This is a genomic window from Trichococcus sp. K1Tr, from assembly GCF_028309625.1.
Classification (GTDB): domain Bacteria; phylum Bacillota; class Bacilli; order Lactobacillales; family Aerococcaceae; genus Trichococcus.
Genome location: NZ_JAQMHR010000010.1, coordinates 40,938 through 56,446 on the forward strand (window position 1 = coordinate 40,938; position 15,509 = coordinate 56,446).

At 43.2% G+C, this 15,509-nt stretch carries 16 protein-coding genes and 1 pseudogene; 4 read left to right on the plus strand and 13 right to left on the minus strand.

Translation table 11 applies throughout. The features are described 5' to 3' along the window. Positions 1 to 266: 266 nt before the first annotated feature. The 5 genes and pseudogenes from PH235_RS12875 to PH235_RS12895 form a co-directional block, all read right to left on the minus strand. Positions 267 to 2,450, minus strand: coding sequence for a heavy metal translocating P-type ATPase (locus tag PH235_RS12875; RefSeq protein ID WP_245826761.1), 2,184 nt, complete (start codon positions 2,448 to 2,450; stop codon positions 267 to 269). Positions 2,451 to 2,591: 141 nt separating this feature from the next. After that, positions 2,592 to 2,729, minus strand: a pseudogene (locus PH235_RS12880) (cation transporter); the annotation flags it as partial. Positions 2,730 to 2,764: 35 nt separating this feature from the next. Then, positions 2,765 to 3,373, minus strand: a complete 609-nt coding sequence (locus PH235_RS12885; RefSeq protein ID WP_272162773.1) for a CadD family cadmium resistance transporter — start codon at positions 3,371 to 3,373, stop codon at positions 2,765 to 2,767. A 16-nt stretch (positions 3,374 to 3,389) separates the two neighbouring features. Continuing rightward, positions 3,390 to 3,755: an ArsR/SmtB family transcription factor gene (locus PH235_RS12890; RefSeq protein WP_272162774.1), complete on the minus strand. Its 366-nt coding sequence runs from the start codon at positions 3,753 to 3,755 to the stop codon at positions 3,390 to 3,392. Between the two features lie 305 nt (positions 3,756 to 4,060). Next, positions 4,061 to 5,995: a heavy metal translocating P-type ATPase gene (locus PH235_RS12895; protein WP_176974311.1), complete on the minus strand. Its 1,935-nt coding sequence runs from the start codon at positions 5,993 to 5,995 to the stop codon at positions 4,061 to 4,063. Between the two features lie 351 nt (positions 5,996 to 6,346). On the opposite strand from PH235_RS12895, the gene PH235_RS12900 reads away from it, so the two are divergent. Continuing rightward, entirely contained in the window at positions 6,347 to 6,682 is a 336-nt protein-coding gene (locus tag PH235_RS12900) for an ArsR/SmtB family transcription factor (RefSeq protein ID WP_086987737.1), read from the plus strand. A gap of 381 nt (positions 6,683 to 7,063) precedes the next feature. Here PH235_RS12900 and PH235_RS12905 read toward each other — a convergent pair whose 3' ends face one another. From PH235_RS12905 to PH235_RS12925, 5 genes are all read right to left on the minus strand, one after another. Further along, on the minus strand, positions 7,064 to 7,762 hold the full coding sequence (locus PH235_RS12905) for a triose-phosphate isomerase (RefSeq protein ID WP_086987736.1): 699 nt from the start codon (positions 7,760 to 7,762) through the stop codon (positions 7,064 to 7,066). 146 nt (positions 7,763 to 7,908) lie between these two features. Beyond that, positions 7,909 to 8,508 carry a YdhK family protein gene (locus PH235_RS12910; protein WP_272162724.1) on the minus strand — a complete coding sequence of 200 codons (600 nt, stop codon included), beginning with the start codon at positions 8,506 to 8,508 and terminating at the stop codon, positions 7,909 to 7,911. A 282-nt stretch (positions 8,509 to 8,790) separates the two neighbouring features. Beyond that, the gene (locus PH235_RS12915) at positions 8,791 to 9,072 is read right to left on the minus strand and encodes a hypothetical protein (RefSeq protein ID WP_086943870.1); all 282 of its coding nucleotides are present in this window, start codon (positions 9,070 to 9,072) and stop codon (positions 8,791 to 8,793) included. A gap of 198 nt (positions 9,073 to 9,270) precedes the next feature. Next, complete coding sequence (locus PH235_RS12920; RefSeq protein WP_068561768.1) at positions 9,271 to 9,510, minus strand: SHOCT domain-containing protein; 240 nt, start codon at positions 9,508 to 9,510, stop codon at positions 9,271 to 9,273. 20 nt (positions 9,511 to 9,530) lie between these two features. Next, complete coding sequence (locus PH235_RS12925) at positions 9,531 to 10,220, minus strand: hypothetical protein (protein WP_272162725.1); 690 nt, start codon at positions 10,218 to 10,220, stop codon at positions 9,531 to 9,533. A gap of 311 nt (positions 10,221 to 10,531) precedes the next feature. Between PH235_RS12925 and PH235_RS12930 the strand changes: the two genes are divergently transcribed. Beyond that, positions 10,532 to 10,708 carry a hypothetical protein gene (locus PH235_RS12930; RefSeq protein ID WP_177187486.1) on the plus strand — a complete coding sequence of 59 codons (177 nt, stop codon included), beginning with the start codon at positions 10,532 to 10,534 and terminating at the stop codon, positions 10,706 to 10,708. A 161-nt stretch (positions 10,709 to 10,869) separates the two neighbouring features. Here PH235_RS12930 and PH235_RS12935 read toward each other — a convergent pair whose 3' ends face one another. Further along, positions 10,870 to 11,436: an adenylate kinase family protein gene (locus PH235_RS12935; protein WP_068561770.1), complete on the minus strand. Its 567-nt coding sequence runs from the start codon at positions 11,434 to 11,436 to the stop codon at positions 10,870 to 10,872. Positions 11,437 to 11,767: 331 nt separating this feature from the next. Here PH235_RS12935 and PH235_RS12940 point away from each other — a divergent pair, with 331 nt between their 5' ends. Then, a complete protein-coding gene (locus PH235_RS12940) occupies positions 11,768 to 12,454 on the plus strand; it encodes a response regulator transcription factor (protein ID WP_272162726.1) in 687 nt (228 codons plus the stop codon). Then, positions 12,451 to 13,848, plus strand: a complete 1,398-nt coding sequence (locus tag PH235_RS12945; protein WP_086987729.1) for a sensor histidine kinase — start codon at positions 12,451 to 12,453, stop codon at positions 13,846 to 13,848. The genes PH235_RS12940 and PH235_RS12945 overlap by 4 nt, the downstream gene beginning before the upstream one ends. A 71-nt stretch (positions 13,849 to 13,919) precedes the next feature. On the opposite strand, the gene PH235_RS12950 is transcribed toward PH235_RS12945, so the two are convergent. Both PH235_RS12950 and lgt read right to left on the minus strand, forming a co-directional pair. After that, positions 13,920 to 14,336, minus strand: coding sequence for a NusG domain II-containing protein (locus tag PH235_RS12950; RefSeq protein WP_370684631.1), 417 nt, complete (start codon positions 14,334 to 14,336; stop codon positions 13,920 to 13,922). 292 nt (positions 14,337 to 14,628) lie between these two features. Beyond that, positions 14,629 to 15,471 carry a prolipoprotein diacylglyceryl transferase gene (gene lgt, locus PH235_RS12955; RefSeq protein ID WP_068561774.1) on the minus strand — a complete coding sequence of 281 codons (843 nt, stop codon included), beginning with the start codon at positions 15,469 to 15,471 and terminating at the stop codon, positions 14,629 to 14,631. Positions 15,472 to 15,509: the final 38 nt, after the last annotated feature.

Below are 15,509 nucleotides of genomic sequence, written 5' to 3' on the forward strand. Positions count from 1 at the left end.
CAGATCCTGTTGACGGATACTCACCCGTGCATAGCCATATTTCATCTTTTTTTACCCTCACTTTTGAACACAAGTTATGACACCCTCATACCCCTGGTTTTACTGGACAAGGGAAGTATAGTCAATACTCTTGAGTTTTGGTGATAGTGTACTAAAATAATTTTGAAAACCTTCATAAACCAAAAACGTCAAAACGCATCTGAAAGATCAAATGCATTTTGACGTTATTGGCTAATTTTATTGTTTCCTGATCGAATCGTGGAAATCTATTTCTTTAAAATCCGCATAGCATTGAGAACGGCTATTACCGTCACGCCGACATCTGCAAAAACCGCTTCCCACATGGTGGCAACCCCGAAAGCTCCCAGAAGGAGGAACAGTCCCTTCACTCCGAGGGCAAAGAAGATATTCTGCCATACAATGCGACGGGTATCCTTGGCCACCAGCATGGCGACCCCAATCTTGGAAGGCTTATCGTCCATAATTACCACGTCAGCCGCCTCAATGGCTGCATCTGACCCCAATCCCCCCATGGCAATCCCAATATCCGAACGGGCTAGAACGGGGGTGTCATTGATTCCATCCCCCACGAAGGCGACTTTCTCATTTTTCTTTTTACGTGAGAGGATTTCTTCGAACTTTGTCACCTTATCTTGCGGCAACAACTCGCTGTAGACCTCTGTAATCCCCAGCTTCTGGGCGATTGCGTCCCCTACTGCTTTCGAGTCGCCAGTCAGCATAATGATATGCTTGATTCCAAGCTCCTTCATAGTTGCGATAGCGGCTGCGGCGTCCTCCTTAATGGCATCCGCAATCAAGAGATACCCAGCATATTTCCCTTCTATCGCAAGGTAAACAATTGTCCCGATTTCGGTTACTTCTTCGAAATTCACAGAGAATTTTTCCATTAGACGAGCATTTCCAGCCAGTATGATTTTCCCATCGATGGTGGCCTCGATACCGTGTCCGGGAATTTCGTTGTAAGTAGTAATTCTTTCTTCCTGGATCTCTTTTTCATATTTTTCTTTAATGGAATCCGCGATTGGGTGGGTGGAATGGGCTTCAGCATACGCTGCCATTTCCAGTAAGGCTTCCGTACTGATTTCTTTCTCGGGTTCAATCGCTGTTATCTCGAACTTTCCTTTCGTCAAAGTGCCGGTCTTATCCATCACTACGTACTTTAGGTCATTTAGAGCTTCCAGGTAATTACTTCCTTTCACTAATATGCCCTTCCGTGAAGAGGCTCCGATTCCGCCGAAAAAGCCAATAGGAATGGAGACAACCAATGCACACGGACAAGAAATAACTAAGAAAATAGCTGCCCGGTAAATCCATTCATCGAAAGTAGCTCCCGGGAACACCAACGGCGGCACAATGGCCAATAGGAACGCGGATACTACGACAACCGGCGTATAGTAGCGAGCAAATTTGGTGATAAACTGCTCGGTCGGTGCCTTTCTCCCACTTGCATTCTCAACCAGATCCAAGATTTTTTTCACGGTTGATTCCGAAAAAGGCTTCTCCACCGCTACTTTAAGCACCCCGTTCCGATTGATAAAACCGCTCAGCACCGAATCCGTAGGGCCTACGCTACGCGGTACGGATTCCCCAGTCAAGGCAGATGTATCCATAGCGGAAGTCCCTTCCACTACCTTCCCGTCCAATGGCACTTTTTCGCCAGGCCGGACAAGTATGAGATCACCCACTTTAATGGCTTCCGGAGCAACCTTTTGGGTACCATTTTCGGTTACCAAATTTGCATAATCAGGGCGGATATCCATCAACTCAGCGATTGAGCGACGGGACTTCGAAAGGGCGATATCTTGGAACAGTTCCCCTACCTGATAGAACAACATGACCGCAACGGCCTCTGGATATTCTTGAACATAGAAAGCAGCCAGCGTTGCAATCGTCATCAGAAAGTTTTCATCAAAAACCTGCCCGCGGAGCATGTTGCGGACGGCCCGCCAGACGATATCATAGCCGGCAATCAGGTAGGCAATTACAAACAGGGCAACAGAAATGCCTCCTGGAAGTGGCAGGAAGATACCGGATAGCATGAGGGAGAATCCAAGTACCAATCGAATGATGGTCGTTCGTGATTCATTTTCTTCCCCACCTTCTTCTTCCAGTTCCCCTTGTTCTAGTGTTTCTGCAGCCAGATTCATCGCCGTTGGATGGTTTCCGACTGTGAGCAAACGACCGTCGGCCTTATTCTTCAGGATTACAGCGGGCTCCAATTTATTCACTGTCTGTTTCACTTGGGAGAGGATTTGATCTTCCAGTTCCCCCGTCACCTCGAAACTCAAGGTTTGGGTCATGTAGTTCACGTTGCTGTTGGACACACCCGCCACCTTGGCGACGCCTCGCTCGACCTTGTTGGCACAATTGGCGCAGTCGATCCCATCAAGGATCCATTCGTAGTATTTTTTTCTTTCTTCTGGTTGGATATTCTTACTCTTGAGGGTGTCAAAATTGAGCAAGCGACCGTCGGCCTTGTTCTTCAAGACCACAGCGGGCTCCAATTTATTCACTTTCTGTTTCACTTGGGAGAGGATTTGATCTTCCTGTTCCCCCGTCACCTCGAAACTCAAGGTTTGGGTCATGTAGTTCACGTTGCTGTTGGCCACACCCGCCACCTTGGCGACGCCTCGTTCGACCTTGCTGGCACAGTTTGCGCAGTCAATCCCATCGAGGATCCATTCGTGTTGCTTTTTATTTTTTTCCATAAGTATCTCCTTTTAAATGAATTGAACGAATTTCTTTACCATCCGACTAAAGTCTGAATGGTTCCATTTTCCACCATAATGTAAATCCCTAATCCAACGAAAACTAGCGAGACAATCATCCGCTGATACTTCTCGATTATTTCTGATATCAAAGTAATCTTTGACAATCTGTAACTGATATAGCAAAGAATCGCTATCGAAACGACAAAAATGATTAGGGTTACCATAGTCTCGGGCCAGGTAAGGGACGTGAAGTAGGGGATATAGATGCCCAGGTTATCTCCCCCCGAAGCAATGGTAATCAACGCTACCGCCCAGAATAGTTGGTTGGTTCCACGCGCTTCCATTTTTCCCAACACATCCTCATCTTCCCGCTCCTCCCGTTTGAGGGCCACCCGAATCCCCAAGAACAATGGGATTAATCCGAGCAAGCCGATAACCCAGGCTTGCGGAATGAGGTTAATGACATAAGCGGCAAATATACTAAAAGCGACTATAATCCCCATTCCTAGGTATTGTCCCGCGACGATTCCTTTCATTCTCTTTCGGGAATCGCTTTGGGAAAAAATAACCATTAGAATTAGGAAATCATCAATATTTGTAGAAATATAAACCACGAGGGCGGATAAAATCGTTTGAACCAGGATTACTCTCCCCCTTCTAAGAAATGAGATGTAGATATTCCGATACTTTCAGTAATGAGGCGATGGCATCGGAAACCTCTTGACTCGCGAGCGAATAGTAGACCATCTTCCCTTCTCTATAAGAGGTGGTTACGCCATTTTTTTTCAAAAAACGCAAATGATGGGAAGTGGTGGCCATACTCGCATCAATAATAGCCGCTAGATCACACACGCACATTTCCTTATAGGTGGACAGGGCATAAAGAATCTGGACTCTGGAGGTCTCTCCCAGACATTTGCTGAGTACTGAGAGGCTCGCAAAATCCTTCCCTTGGAGTTCAGCTATAACATGATTCACTTTTTCCTCATGGACAACCGTGACACTACAAACATCTATATCCATCTTATCGATTTTATTCAACCTGCTCCCCCCTTGTCATTCAAACGTTCGTTTGAATAAAGTATATCAGCATTTGCTCCAATTTTCCATAAATATTGTAATTCCTGCCGAGAAATGCGGGAGGCCTGGTCTCTCTTCAGAGGATCAAGCCTTGCTATGTCGTAGTTACTTCATCATGTGAGGAGCCGTTCTCTCCATAATGTCTCGGTTTTTCACATCAAAAAAGAGCCGTAATTTTGCCATAAGACAGATTCACAGCTCTTTTTCGATATAAGCAATTAGATTCCTTGATAATGTTTACAGTTGGATTATAGAGACCTTAGCAAGCGGAGTCCATTTAGGATTACAACGATTGTACTTCCTTCATGGACAATGACGCTGATCGCGATATCCGTCAAACCTAAAAGGCTAACGGTAACTAGGAGAATCACGACTGCCATGGAGAAGTAGATATTTTGCCAAATCACTTTGTTCATCTTTTTAGATACTCTGTGGGATTGGACTAGTCTGTCTAGATTGTTTTGCATCAAAACGAGATCCGAGACATCAATCGCAACATCAGTACCCTCTCCCATCGCGATTCCAATATCAGCATTCACGAGGGCTGGGGCATCGTTCACACCATCGCCCACCATGGCGACCACACCGTGTTTTGCCTTTTGTTCGTCGATAATCCGCGATTTATCTTCCGGCATGACATTCGCGATAACCTCGTCCACGCCTAGCTGTTCACCAACAGCTTTCCCCGTCATTTCTGAATCACCGGTAATTAGCGTCGTGTGGATACCCAATTTTCTGAAGTAGTCAATGGTTGTTCGTGCGTGTTCACTTGGAACGTCCATGAGGGCTATCAGCCCAATAACTTTTTCATTTTCGGCAACATATACCACGGTTTGTCCGTTGGAAGCCCATGCTACATTTCGTTGCTCATATATATCTTCCACACCACTAAAGGAGGTGGGTTTTCCTATGCGGTAGCTTTTCCCCTGATAGTCACCCGTCAATCCCTTTCCAAGCTGATTGGTTACCTCGATAGCAATTGTATTTTTTGCCTCAAACTTCTCTAAGATTGCACTTGCCAGAGGATGATTCGACTCCTTTTCCAGAGCCACAATCACATCAAGAATCTCTTCCTCATTCACAGAATCAGAAAAGTAGTAATTGGTTACTTCAGGTTTTCCACGAGTCAGGGTTCCGGTTTTATCGAAGGCAATGGCATCAATGTTGGCTAGTTGAGATAAATAGGAACTTCCTTTTGAAAGAACGCCTCTTTTGGCCAAGTTAGAAGTGGCGGATAAGGTTACCGATACAGTAGCTGCCGCTAAAGCACACGGGGAAGCGGCCACTAAAAGGACGAGCCCTCTGTAGATACTTTGGGACCATGTCCAACCAAATAGAAAAGGAGCTAGCAACATCACTAGGGGGATTACCATCAAAACAAAATTCACATAGCGAGGCTCAAGTCTTTGGATAATACTAGCAGCTCTTGTCTGGTTAGATTGGTTTTGGCTGACGAGTTGTAGAATTTTGGAGAAAACAGTATCTTTATTTTCTTTCGTGACCTGCATGGTAAACGTACCTGTTCCATTAATCGTACTCCCAAAAACTTCGTCCCCTTTCGACTTCTCCTTGGGGATACTCTCACCATTAATAGAAGACTCATCAATGGCGGTCATACCGGACAAGATCATTCCATCAGTCGGTACTTGGTCTCCATTTAACACTTGGAGTCGATCACCAACCTTCAAAATACTGACGGCAACAATTTCCGTATTTCCATCCGGCATGATTCGTCTAGCAGTCGTGGGAGTCATTTCGAGCAGCTTCGTGATTTCTCGTCTGCTTCTTCCTTCCGCGTATTCTTCAAGAAAATGGGCGCCAGAAAAAATGAGAATCAGTAGCGCCCCTTCCCCAAAGTTACCTAGGAAAGACGCTCCGAGTGTTGCTAGCCCCATCAGGACGTGGGAGTTAGGCGTGAATCGCTTTTGTATTTTGGTATTCTCAATCGTTTCGCCAATTCCTTCCAGAACCACTACATAGTAGCCCGCTGTAATGCTTGCGAGTGAGAAGAGGATGTTGATCAATACTTCATTTTCATTCCCTAAGAAGGTCGCAATTAGGAACAGTGCTAAACCTATGAAATAGAAAATGATTGGCGCTTTGCCATGCTCGTGCTCGTTACTATGGTCATGCTCATCATGGTCGTGTTTCTTGTATGCGTCTTTCTCTTGAACAGCTTTCATTTCAATCACCCTTCTATTCATATAATTATTTTTTTGTACTAATTCGATTGACAACACGCACAACCCTAGCACAGCCTAAAAGCTTCTAAAAGCTTCTTGTTCCCTTTCCATAAACCGGAACCGTTCCGCCTTACAAGTGAATGTTCATTCATATGTTTATATATTCATTTTAAACGGGTTCCTGCACCATGTCAAGATAAATCGCTCCCTTTTTCTGACTCATTTTCCGCTTACTTTTGAGAGAAACGGATGGATTTCCTTCCCTCTCTCTAGGTAAAAACATTTGCATTTCATCAGGCATATGATATTCTAAACATGAACAACCACTCATGCGAAAGGGAGGGAGTACCAATGGATACACCAACATCATCTATACTGGACAAAAATTCCATCCATGCCGTAAGCAAGCTTTTTAAGATTATCAGTGACCCTACTAGGATCTCGATCCTCTTTCTTCTTCAGCAGCAAGAATTGAGTGTGGGAGCAATTACCATATCCTTGGAAATGGAGCAATCCGCTATCTCCCACCAGTTAAGAACTTTGAAAGAGGCGCGTTTGGTGAAAGCAAGGCGAGAAGGAAAGACGATATTTTACAGTCTCGACGATATCCACGTTTTTAGTATCTTGGAGCAAGTCCTGACCCATGTTAGGGAAATTGAAGATTTAGGAGAAAGCGCAGGCCATTAATTACCGGTAGTGGAGACGCGCGCATAGCCTACCCTCATCTTATTCGTACTCTTTCCAAACGACTTATTCGATGCTCTAAAACTGCATGAAGAACGTTGGAAAATCACCATGCTAGGCATGTCGATTTTGGATACACCTTAAATAGGCATCTGTAAAAAGTAACCTTCATTCATTGCCTGCAACAAAAAATAGACCAAGATTGAAATCTTTGTGTGATTTCAGTCTTGGCCTATTTTTAATTTTCACATCTATAGCATCCGTATGGAGAATTGCCACACCAACGGCACTACTCTGTAAGCCCGTCGGAAATTGTTTTGCTCTTTAAAATAAAACCAGTGTGAAGCTAGCTTTACCGATACCATTAATAGGGGTTTTCTTTCCTTATTTATTATTCTCATTTGATGCTTTTACAGTCGCTTCAACCATATCTCTCAGCATTTTTTGGGGGTCTTTTGCCTTCACTATACCACTGGTACAGCCAACTCCATCAGCTTGCAGCAAAATCGTTCTATAGACATCATCTGCCGTGCTGATTCCAGCTGCTTGCATAACTAATACATTCGGATTAAGACTCTTAACAGCTTCGATTGTTTCTTTAACATAGCTCTCATCACTTGTTTTACCGGTACCAATTAACTCTGAAGGTTCGCACAGAATAATATCGGGACTTAGCATTGTGATTGCCTTTGCCTCCGCAATTGAATCTGCACATACAATTGTTATTATTTCAAATTCAGCTGCGCGCGTAATTGCTTTAGCTAATCCATTCAACGTCAAGGGACGTTCAGCGTGATTTAGAAATACTGCACGTGCACCTGCTTCATAAAGTGATTCGGGTAACACATGACCCATTCCTTTATCCGGATGAATGCCATCTAAATGCTGGGCTGTCACAATAATATTTTTGGAATTTGATGAAACGGCTGCAATATCGGCGAAGGGCGCGGTTACAAAAATTGAAATCGGAAATTCTTCTGCTAGTGCATCTGCTTCCCTAACCAGTTCCAATAAGTTTTCTCCAAACAAATAGGATTTGGGGTTAAAAACAAAGAATGGTGTGCGGATATTAGTTTTTGCCATGATTTTCTCCTCTCATTTAACAAATGCTTGGGAGTGAAAAACATCAAAGTGATGATTAAGGACATCACTCATACCATTATCAGCTAAGTCTTTAAATTCTAGATAGTGGGTGGTCTTATTCTGAATGATGGCATCAAAGGTGCCATTTAATTAGGCGATAGTTCAGCCTCTGTTACCCATTTATGGTTCCTGACCATCTCTTCCCCTGTGGTCGGCTCAAAGTCAACCATATATACGGTAGTGTATTCTGCTGATTCTATCGTGGCAGTTGCACCTTGCATGCCTTCCATATGACTCGCTTCCAGCGTAACCTCCGTACCAGGTTCCAGTGGTTCTTCGACATCTTTTGTTTCAGCTATTTCTTCCTTGATAACCCATTGATGGTTTGTTACTCGCGGATCACCATTAGTTGGATTGAAGGATACTTCGTAAACTGTAGTGTCGAATGCCCCTACAATAGTAGCCTCTGTACCCTTCATTCCTGTCATATGATCTGAATTGATGGTAACAATGTCCCCTATCCGATATGTTGGGTTTTCTGCTGCTAGTAATCCTTCTGGTATTTCTCCAGAATCATCATGCATCATTTCACCCATATTCGAAGTAGAAGCAATACTTTCTATATCTGATGAAATATTTCCCACGGACTCAGAATCTACGTCTCCATCTTGATCAATAGAACATGCGGCCAATAATACTAATGTAGAAAGACCTAGGATACTTTTTATCAATCGGTTCTTATACATGTTTCATTACCCTCCTTTATTGACTATTATCGAAAGTACTCTACATTACACATTCTGTCCTTCCTTTTTTCAATAGTCAAATAATTAGTCTTATAATCAATTTACCTAGTCAGGGCTATAGGTTCATTTTTAGTAGTCAAGTACAGCACAATCAGATGCATACAATCGGTATCCAAAAAAATGTCGCATTAATTCGTAGCCATTATTTGGGCCCCACTTTTTTATTTAAAAACTATTCCTTCAATTTTTAGATGCTTTAATGGCTTCCTACAAAAAAATCGCTCACTCTTCCGATACAGTATCACTTTCTTTTTTCGAACAACAGTTTTCCTTTTTCTTACCACCTAGCATTGATAGCATCATTCCTCCCATCATAATGGGGCATATAAATGGCGCAATAACTCCTAATATAGTAGCAAGTCCGAGATTATATTTAGCAATAAATGGTATTGATACTATAATCAGTATTGGTAGGCCACAACAAATAATCATATGGATCATATGATGTAATGGACTGTGTTTATGCGTTCCTGATTTCTCTTCTTTACTTTCATGGTGGTGCATAATTTATCCCCTTGCTTTGATTTATTTTATGTTTCTGTTTTTATAATAATATATGAATGTGTTGATTTTATGTAGAAAAAAATCATATCAAAAAGCCAAGATTTGTATATGATCTTGGCTTTTTGATATGAATAGTTCATTTCCGGAATATATTTTTGAGAAAACTCAGTTCGAGCATGAAACTTCAGACTTACCCAACTAACTTTTCAATATTTTCTTCTTTTGTTGGTATTCTTCGTCTGATAATTCTCCTTTTGCATAACGCTGATCAAGGATTTCAAGTGCCTCATCCCGGCCATTTGAAGTTGTGCCAGCATTATTGCCTCCTTGGACTAGCTTCATCACCGCGTATACGATAATAACGATTAAGATTACCAGGATAATCATCATGAAAATTCCCCAACCGCCCATCATGTCATAACCATAATAATTCATCATTTTTCCCACTCCTCTTTCTGTTAATGTTCAGAAATCACTTGTTCCAAATCGCCATGCCAATCATGGTACCAGACTTCTCCGGTAAGGTCATTGACACTGAGCATCCCGATTACTTTGTCGTCTTCCTTGATATGAAAAGTGTAATAACCATAAAATGCGTGCCCCTCACCCGGAACCGAAAAAGCTTCGCCCAACTGACTCTTCACAAAATCATCCGCAATTTTGACTGCTTCTGTTCGGTTCACAGTTGCCGTGTCTGTTGCACTCGCATTGTAGCGGAAGGATCCTCCCATCATCATGCTGTATTTCTCATTCCACATCATGTTGGGACCCGGCTCGGGGTAGATCTGTCCCGTATAAGGATTGACCAAGAGTTCCATGGCCCCTCTGCCGGTATCTTTCTCTTCCACCGAAACGTAGTAATCCGCATCGGTGAAGACAAAAATATCTGCCACTTGAAGATTATTTCCATAGCCCTTCAAATAATTTTCGACATCCGACAAAATCTGATCCGGCGTCAATTTCTCGCCACTGCTGTTCTGGTTGCTGTTGACTCTGCCACCCATCATGCCGCTGTTGTAAAACCCTTGCGTATAAACGTCTGTTCCCGCATTTTTTGCCAGCAAAAACAACCCGCTGCTGTAAACAATCAATACAGCAAGCGCACCAAACAGGATCACACCCCACACTAATTGATGCTTGTTTTTCATATCCCTGCCTTCTTTCTTCGGTAAGCCTTAAAGCGATTTTGAATCGGCACCTCGTCTTTAGAAAATTGGATAAATTGTGCTTACTGAAATCCATGGCATCAAGTATGCCTCTACATTTTTAATTAGTACCCTCACTTACTAAACGCCAATTCTTACTACTTATCCATACTTTGAGGATTTGTTAACCCTAATATACCGGAGCAATGTGTAGATTTAATGGAGTTTTGCTTCTTCATACAGTCTACATAATCACCTAGTATGCTATGACTATGAAATCTAAAAAAAACAATCCAGAAAGAAGGACATAGACTATGCAAACAACTCTATTTATCATTTTAGTACTACTGGTTCCTGTTTTGACGATGGTAATCCTAAGTGCAGTTCGTAAACATAATTCTGTTTTAAGCGCAGATGTAAAAAGATTACGGGTAGAAAATGAGGCTTTGAGGAAAGAGCTTCTTAAACGCGGCATCATCGAATATGTTTAACAGTGGTAAAAAAAATAAACCTTAAGGAAAAGCATGCAGACAAAAGTCTCCATGCTTTTTTTTTCGTGATTTCTACCTTTTCATCAGGGCATTCACCCAATAGCTCGTAATCTTGGAGAGCCTAATAGAAAGATTATCTTCTGGATTAGAACGAATCCTCATTAAGAATGAAACTGAAGAACTTCTTGTATCTTTTCGAATACAATGTCGGGCTTTTGTTCGCCATTGACCATAGAAACGATTCCCGCTTCCTGATAGAAACCCGTCAGTGCTTCCATTTCGAGCTCACTTACTTGTAGCCGTCTTTCTATGACTTCTGATTTATCCTCTGACCAGGGCGAATCAATCCTCTTTTCTAATCTTTTCCGTAAGACCTCTTTCCCAACAGCCAGATAGAGGACAACATCCAGCGACAGTCTTTTGCTTTCCAGATATGCTTCTAACGCTTCCGCTTGCTGACGCGTTCGCGGATATCCATCCAAAATGAAACCCTCTTTCATGTCATCCTCTCCCATGCGATCCCAGAGGAGTTTATTGACCAATCTATCGGGGACTAGTTTTCCCATATCCATGAACGTTTTGACTTCTAGACCGATCGGACTACCCATCTCAGCGAAAGATCGGAAGATTTCACCGGTAGAGATATACGGAATCTGATAGGTAACTGCGATTTCCCTCGCTTGGGTTCCTATTCCAGCGCCGGGCATTCCCATTATAACGATATTCATTTTCTAACACTCCTTATCTGCATTATGCCTCTATCGGATCGTACACAACCATTCACTACTAAGATAGCACATGATTGTGTAGGGAGTATGGAGAAAAAAAAACAAAAATTTGCAGTAGTTCTAAAGGACTTAATAGGCCGACAGAACTTTTCCTACTGCTTCTTTAAAAACAATAAGGCATCTTCTCCTCCATAAAACCCACACAATGAAAAGGTAAACTCAATTCAGCAATATTTGAAAACTACCATCGTTCATTGCTCAGGAAAGATGGTGCGGTGGGACAATTTTTAGTAGTACATAATCAATCATGTGAATGATGGAGGGAAAACATATGAAAATTTTGATTGTAGATGACGAGGAAAACATTTTGAAGATTGTAGAGGCGTACTTGGTTGCTAAAAACTACCAAGTATTCAGAGCCATGGACGGAGAAGAAGCCTTGCGGAAAGCCGAAACCATCCGGCCGGATCTCATCGTCCTGGACCTCATGCTGCCGGATATCTCCGGTCTTGAGGTCTGCCGAAGAATAAGAAAATCCTCCAGCGTGCCTGTGATTATGCTGACGGCGAGAACAACGGAACAGGATATCCTGAGCGGACTGCAAATCGGCGCGGACCATTATATGACGAAACCCTTCAGCCCCAAAGAACTGGTGGCCCGAGTACAGACTGTACTGCGACGCTCACATCCGGAACCCCAAGAGGTGAAATGGTCCTTCGAAGGTGGTTTATTGGAAATCTATCCCGATAACAAGCAAGTATTCAAAAAGGGCGTAGAAGTGGGACTAACGCCAACTGAGTACAGTTTGCTGACTCTTCTGGCGTCACATCCTCAGCAGATTTTCCCTAGGCAACAGCTCTTGCAGGTCGTAAAAGGATTAGATTTTGACGGAACAGATCGAGTCATTGATGTCCATATTAAGAACCTGCGACAAAAGATAGAAGATGATGATACGCGAACCCCCTACTATATCCTGACAATCTATGGAGAGGGATACCGATTTGGTGGTCAAAAATGAAGCGAACAATAAAGTGGCAACTTCTCCTTTCCTTCGTTTCGCTTTCTTTTATTCTGGTAGGAGCCTTCAGCTGGATAACACTGAACTTACTAGAGAGCCACTTTGCTGACTATGTCAGGGAGAGACAGGAGTCAGAGTTGGAAGAATACAGCACTGATTTAGAGAATCTCTATCAACAAAACGGTACCTGGGAAGAAAATTCGCAAGCAATTCAGCGTGTTGGGCGGAATGCTCTCCAACAGTCAGTGATTGTGAGGATTTTCGACGAGGACGGGCAACTGTTATGGAGCCCATCCGCTTCTGAGGAAGAAGATGCGAAGAACAAGGTTCAGGATCATCTCCTGCATATGGAGCAAATGGTGGGAGGTATGGAGAGTGATTACGTGCAAAGTCGTAGTCCCCTTTATGATGGTACCGAAGAAATTGGCATGATGGAGATTCAATCCGTGGGTCCCTATGCTTACACAGAACATGACGCCCTCTTTATTTCCGATATGGAAAGTAAATTGGTTTTGGTGGCCTTCTTCTCGCTCCTCATTCCCCTCTTCTTTGCGCTACTGGTGGCCAAAAAGCTTAGTTCTCCTATCGTCACAATCAATGATTTCACCAAGGAAATTGCCAAAGGGCATTACAGCAGTCTTTCTCTGGAAGAAACAGGAATCCGGGAGATTGATGACCTGCTGGTATCAGTGAATGATCTTTCCTTGCAACTTCAACACCAACAGAAGATCCGAAACCGTTTGTCCTCCGATATTGCTCATGAAATCAGAACGCCTTTGACGACCTTGAAAGGGAATATTGAAGCCATGATAGATGGTGTTTGGGAAATATCTGAAGAGCGGCTCTATCGTTGTTACGAAGAGGTAAGCCGAATTACGCGTCTGATTGGAGAAATCGATCGGATCAACGAACTCGAAAGTCAGGAGTCTCAGCTACAGAAAACCACCTTTGATCTTACGGAATTAGCCCAACAAATCGTGGATAATTTCCAACCCATGCTGGTTGAAAATAAACTCAACTGCTCCGTTAGTGGTGATCGCGTATTTATTTCTGCGGATCGGGACAAAATCCATCAGGTCTTAACTAATCTGTTGGCAAATGCCATTAAGTTTACCCCTTCGGGAGGAAGAATCGACCTTTACGTTTCGCAAAGTAAAGGCACCACTTCCTTTCGGATAATCGACAACGGACAAGGTATCCCTCCGGAAGAGGTGGGCCAAATATTTGAACGGTTCTATATGGCGGAGCCCTCCCGAAACAGTAAACTAGGGGGGCAAGGAATAGGCCTTTCCATTGTAAAGGGCATTGTGAATGCGCATCAAGGGACTATTTCCGTAGATAGTATTTATGGGAAAGGCACAACATTTACAATCAATCTTCCCAAGGCAAAATAAAATAGGGTTTATAAAAAAGTACTCCAACTAATTAAATAGGGTTGGAGTACTTTTTTCAGTGGTCTATTCTCTTATCGTGCAAGGACATCAATCTCCGCCTCTGTCGGATTATCGGATACAATCTCAATTAGCATGCGGTGGGGTAAGTTTAGACTGGTTTGTCCAAGTGATTGGATCCACCCTGTCCTCACGGCGATTTGCTGGGGGCTGTTATCCGATTTGTCACGAATCCGCTCCCCATCAATTTCGATAATATTATACTTCCCGGGAGCAGGATAGTAGGTGATAAGCCGCTGTTTCTCATTTCCGGTCAGGAGGAAGCGGTCCACTTCCTCGCCGTTGAACGAGATAACTGCATACAGCTTGCTCTTTTCTATGTGCGCAGTTTCAACGGCGAAGATCATTGTCGGTAAAAAAGATAGAACAAACAGAAAAGAGACAATAATAATATCAAAAGGTTTCACCATTCTGCGATACTTTTTAATCATGATTCTCCCCCTTTTTCTCTCGTTTACTCTAACTGTTTTTTTCTCTTCAAGTACTCTGCTTCCGTAATATTATCTCTGGCAAATTCTTTTTGAATCTGTTCCAAAGAGGTCTCATTCGCAATTCGACTATCTGTTCGATCGGAAAGAATCTTGATAAGGAGGTACGCCACCATAAACAGCACTACAATCCAAAGCAACCCAATCAATCTCAAAGGTCCCAATCCGTCATGATTCAGTAGATTCCAATAACTCGACATGCCACTCACACTCTTTCCTGTTATCCGTCTTTACTTCAATCTCTTTCTCCTTTGAGGTTCCATCCTTCTAGATAGTAGGTTTTGGGCGGATAATCCCTTCTCCGGTAAATCCAAATACCAATCGCACCCACAAACAAGAGCAAGGACAATCCCTGTGACACCCGCAAGAAATCACCAATCCACAAACTATCCGTGCGCAGGCCCTCTATGAAGAATCTGCCCGCTGAATACCAGATAGTATAGCTGAGGGCCACTTCGCCTTGCCGCAACAACCCCTTGCGGTTTCGCAAGGCAATGATTACGCCAAATCCGAGGAGACTCCATAATGACTCGTAGAGGAAGGTGGGCTGGTAGTACACACCGTTAATTTGCATCTGATCAATGATAAACTTCGGAAGGTACAAGTTCTCCAGAAATGTTCGAGTCACTTCTCCACCATGTGCTTCCTGGTTAGTGAAGTTGCCCCATCGACCGATGGATTGGGCCAAAAGGACATAGGGAGCCAGCACATCCAACATCAAGGCAACGGGAATCCTCTTTTTCTTGGTGTACCAATAGACAGTGAATCCCCCTGCAATCAACCCCCCATAAATGGCAATTCCACCATTCCAGATTTGGACGATTTCGCCCGGATTTTGCAGATAGTACTGCCATTCGAAGAGAATGTAGTAGATTCTGGCTCCAATCAGCCCAATGGGAATCGCCCACATTGTCATATCTGTAACGGTATCTTCTCCTAAGCCTCTTTTCGTGCCCTCCTTGGACGCCAAGGAGATTGCCAATAGCATAGCAGCCCCAATGATAATCCCATACCAGTAGACGGTGAATGGGCCAAATGAGAAAGCTACGCGATCAATTGTTCCTACTATTGTTTCCATACTTTCCTCCTTATAAGAAAAAAACGTTTATTTTATAG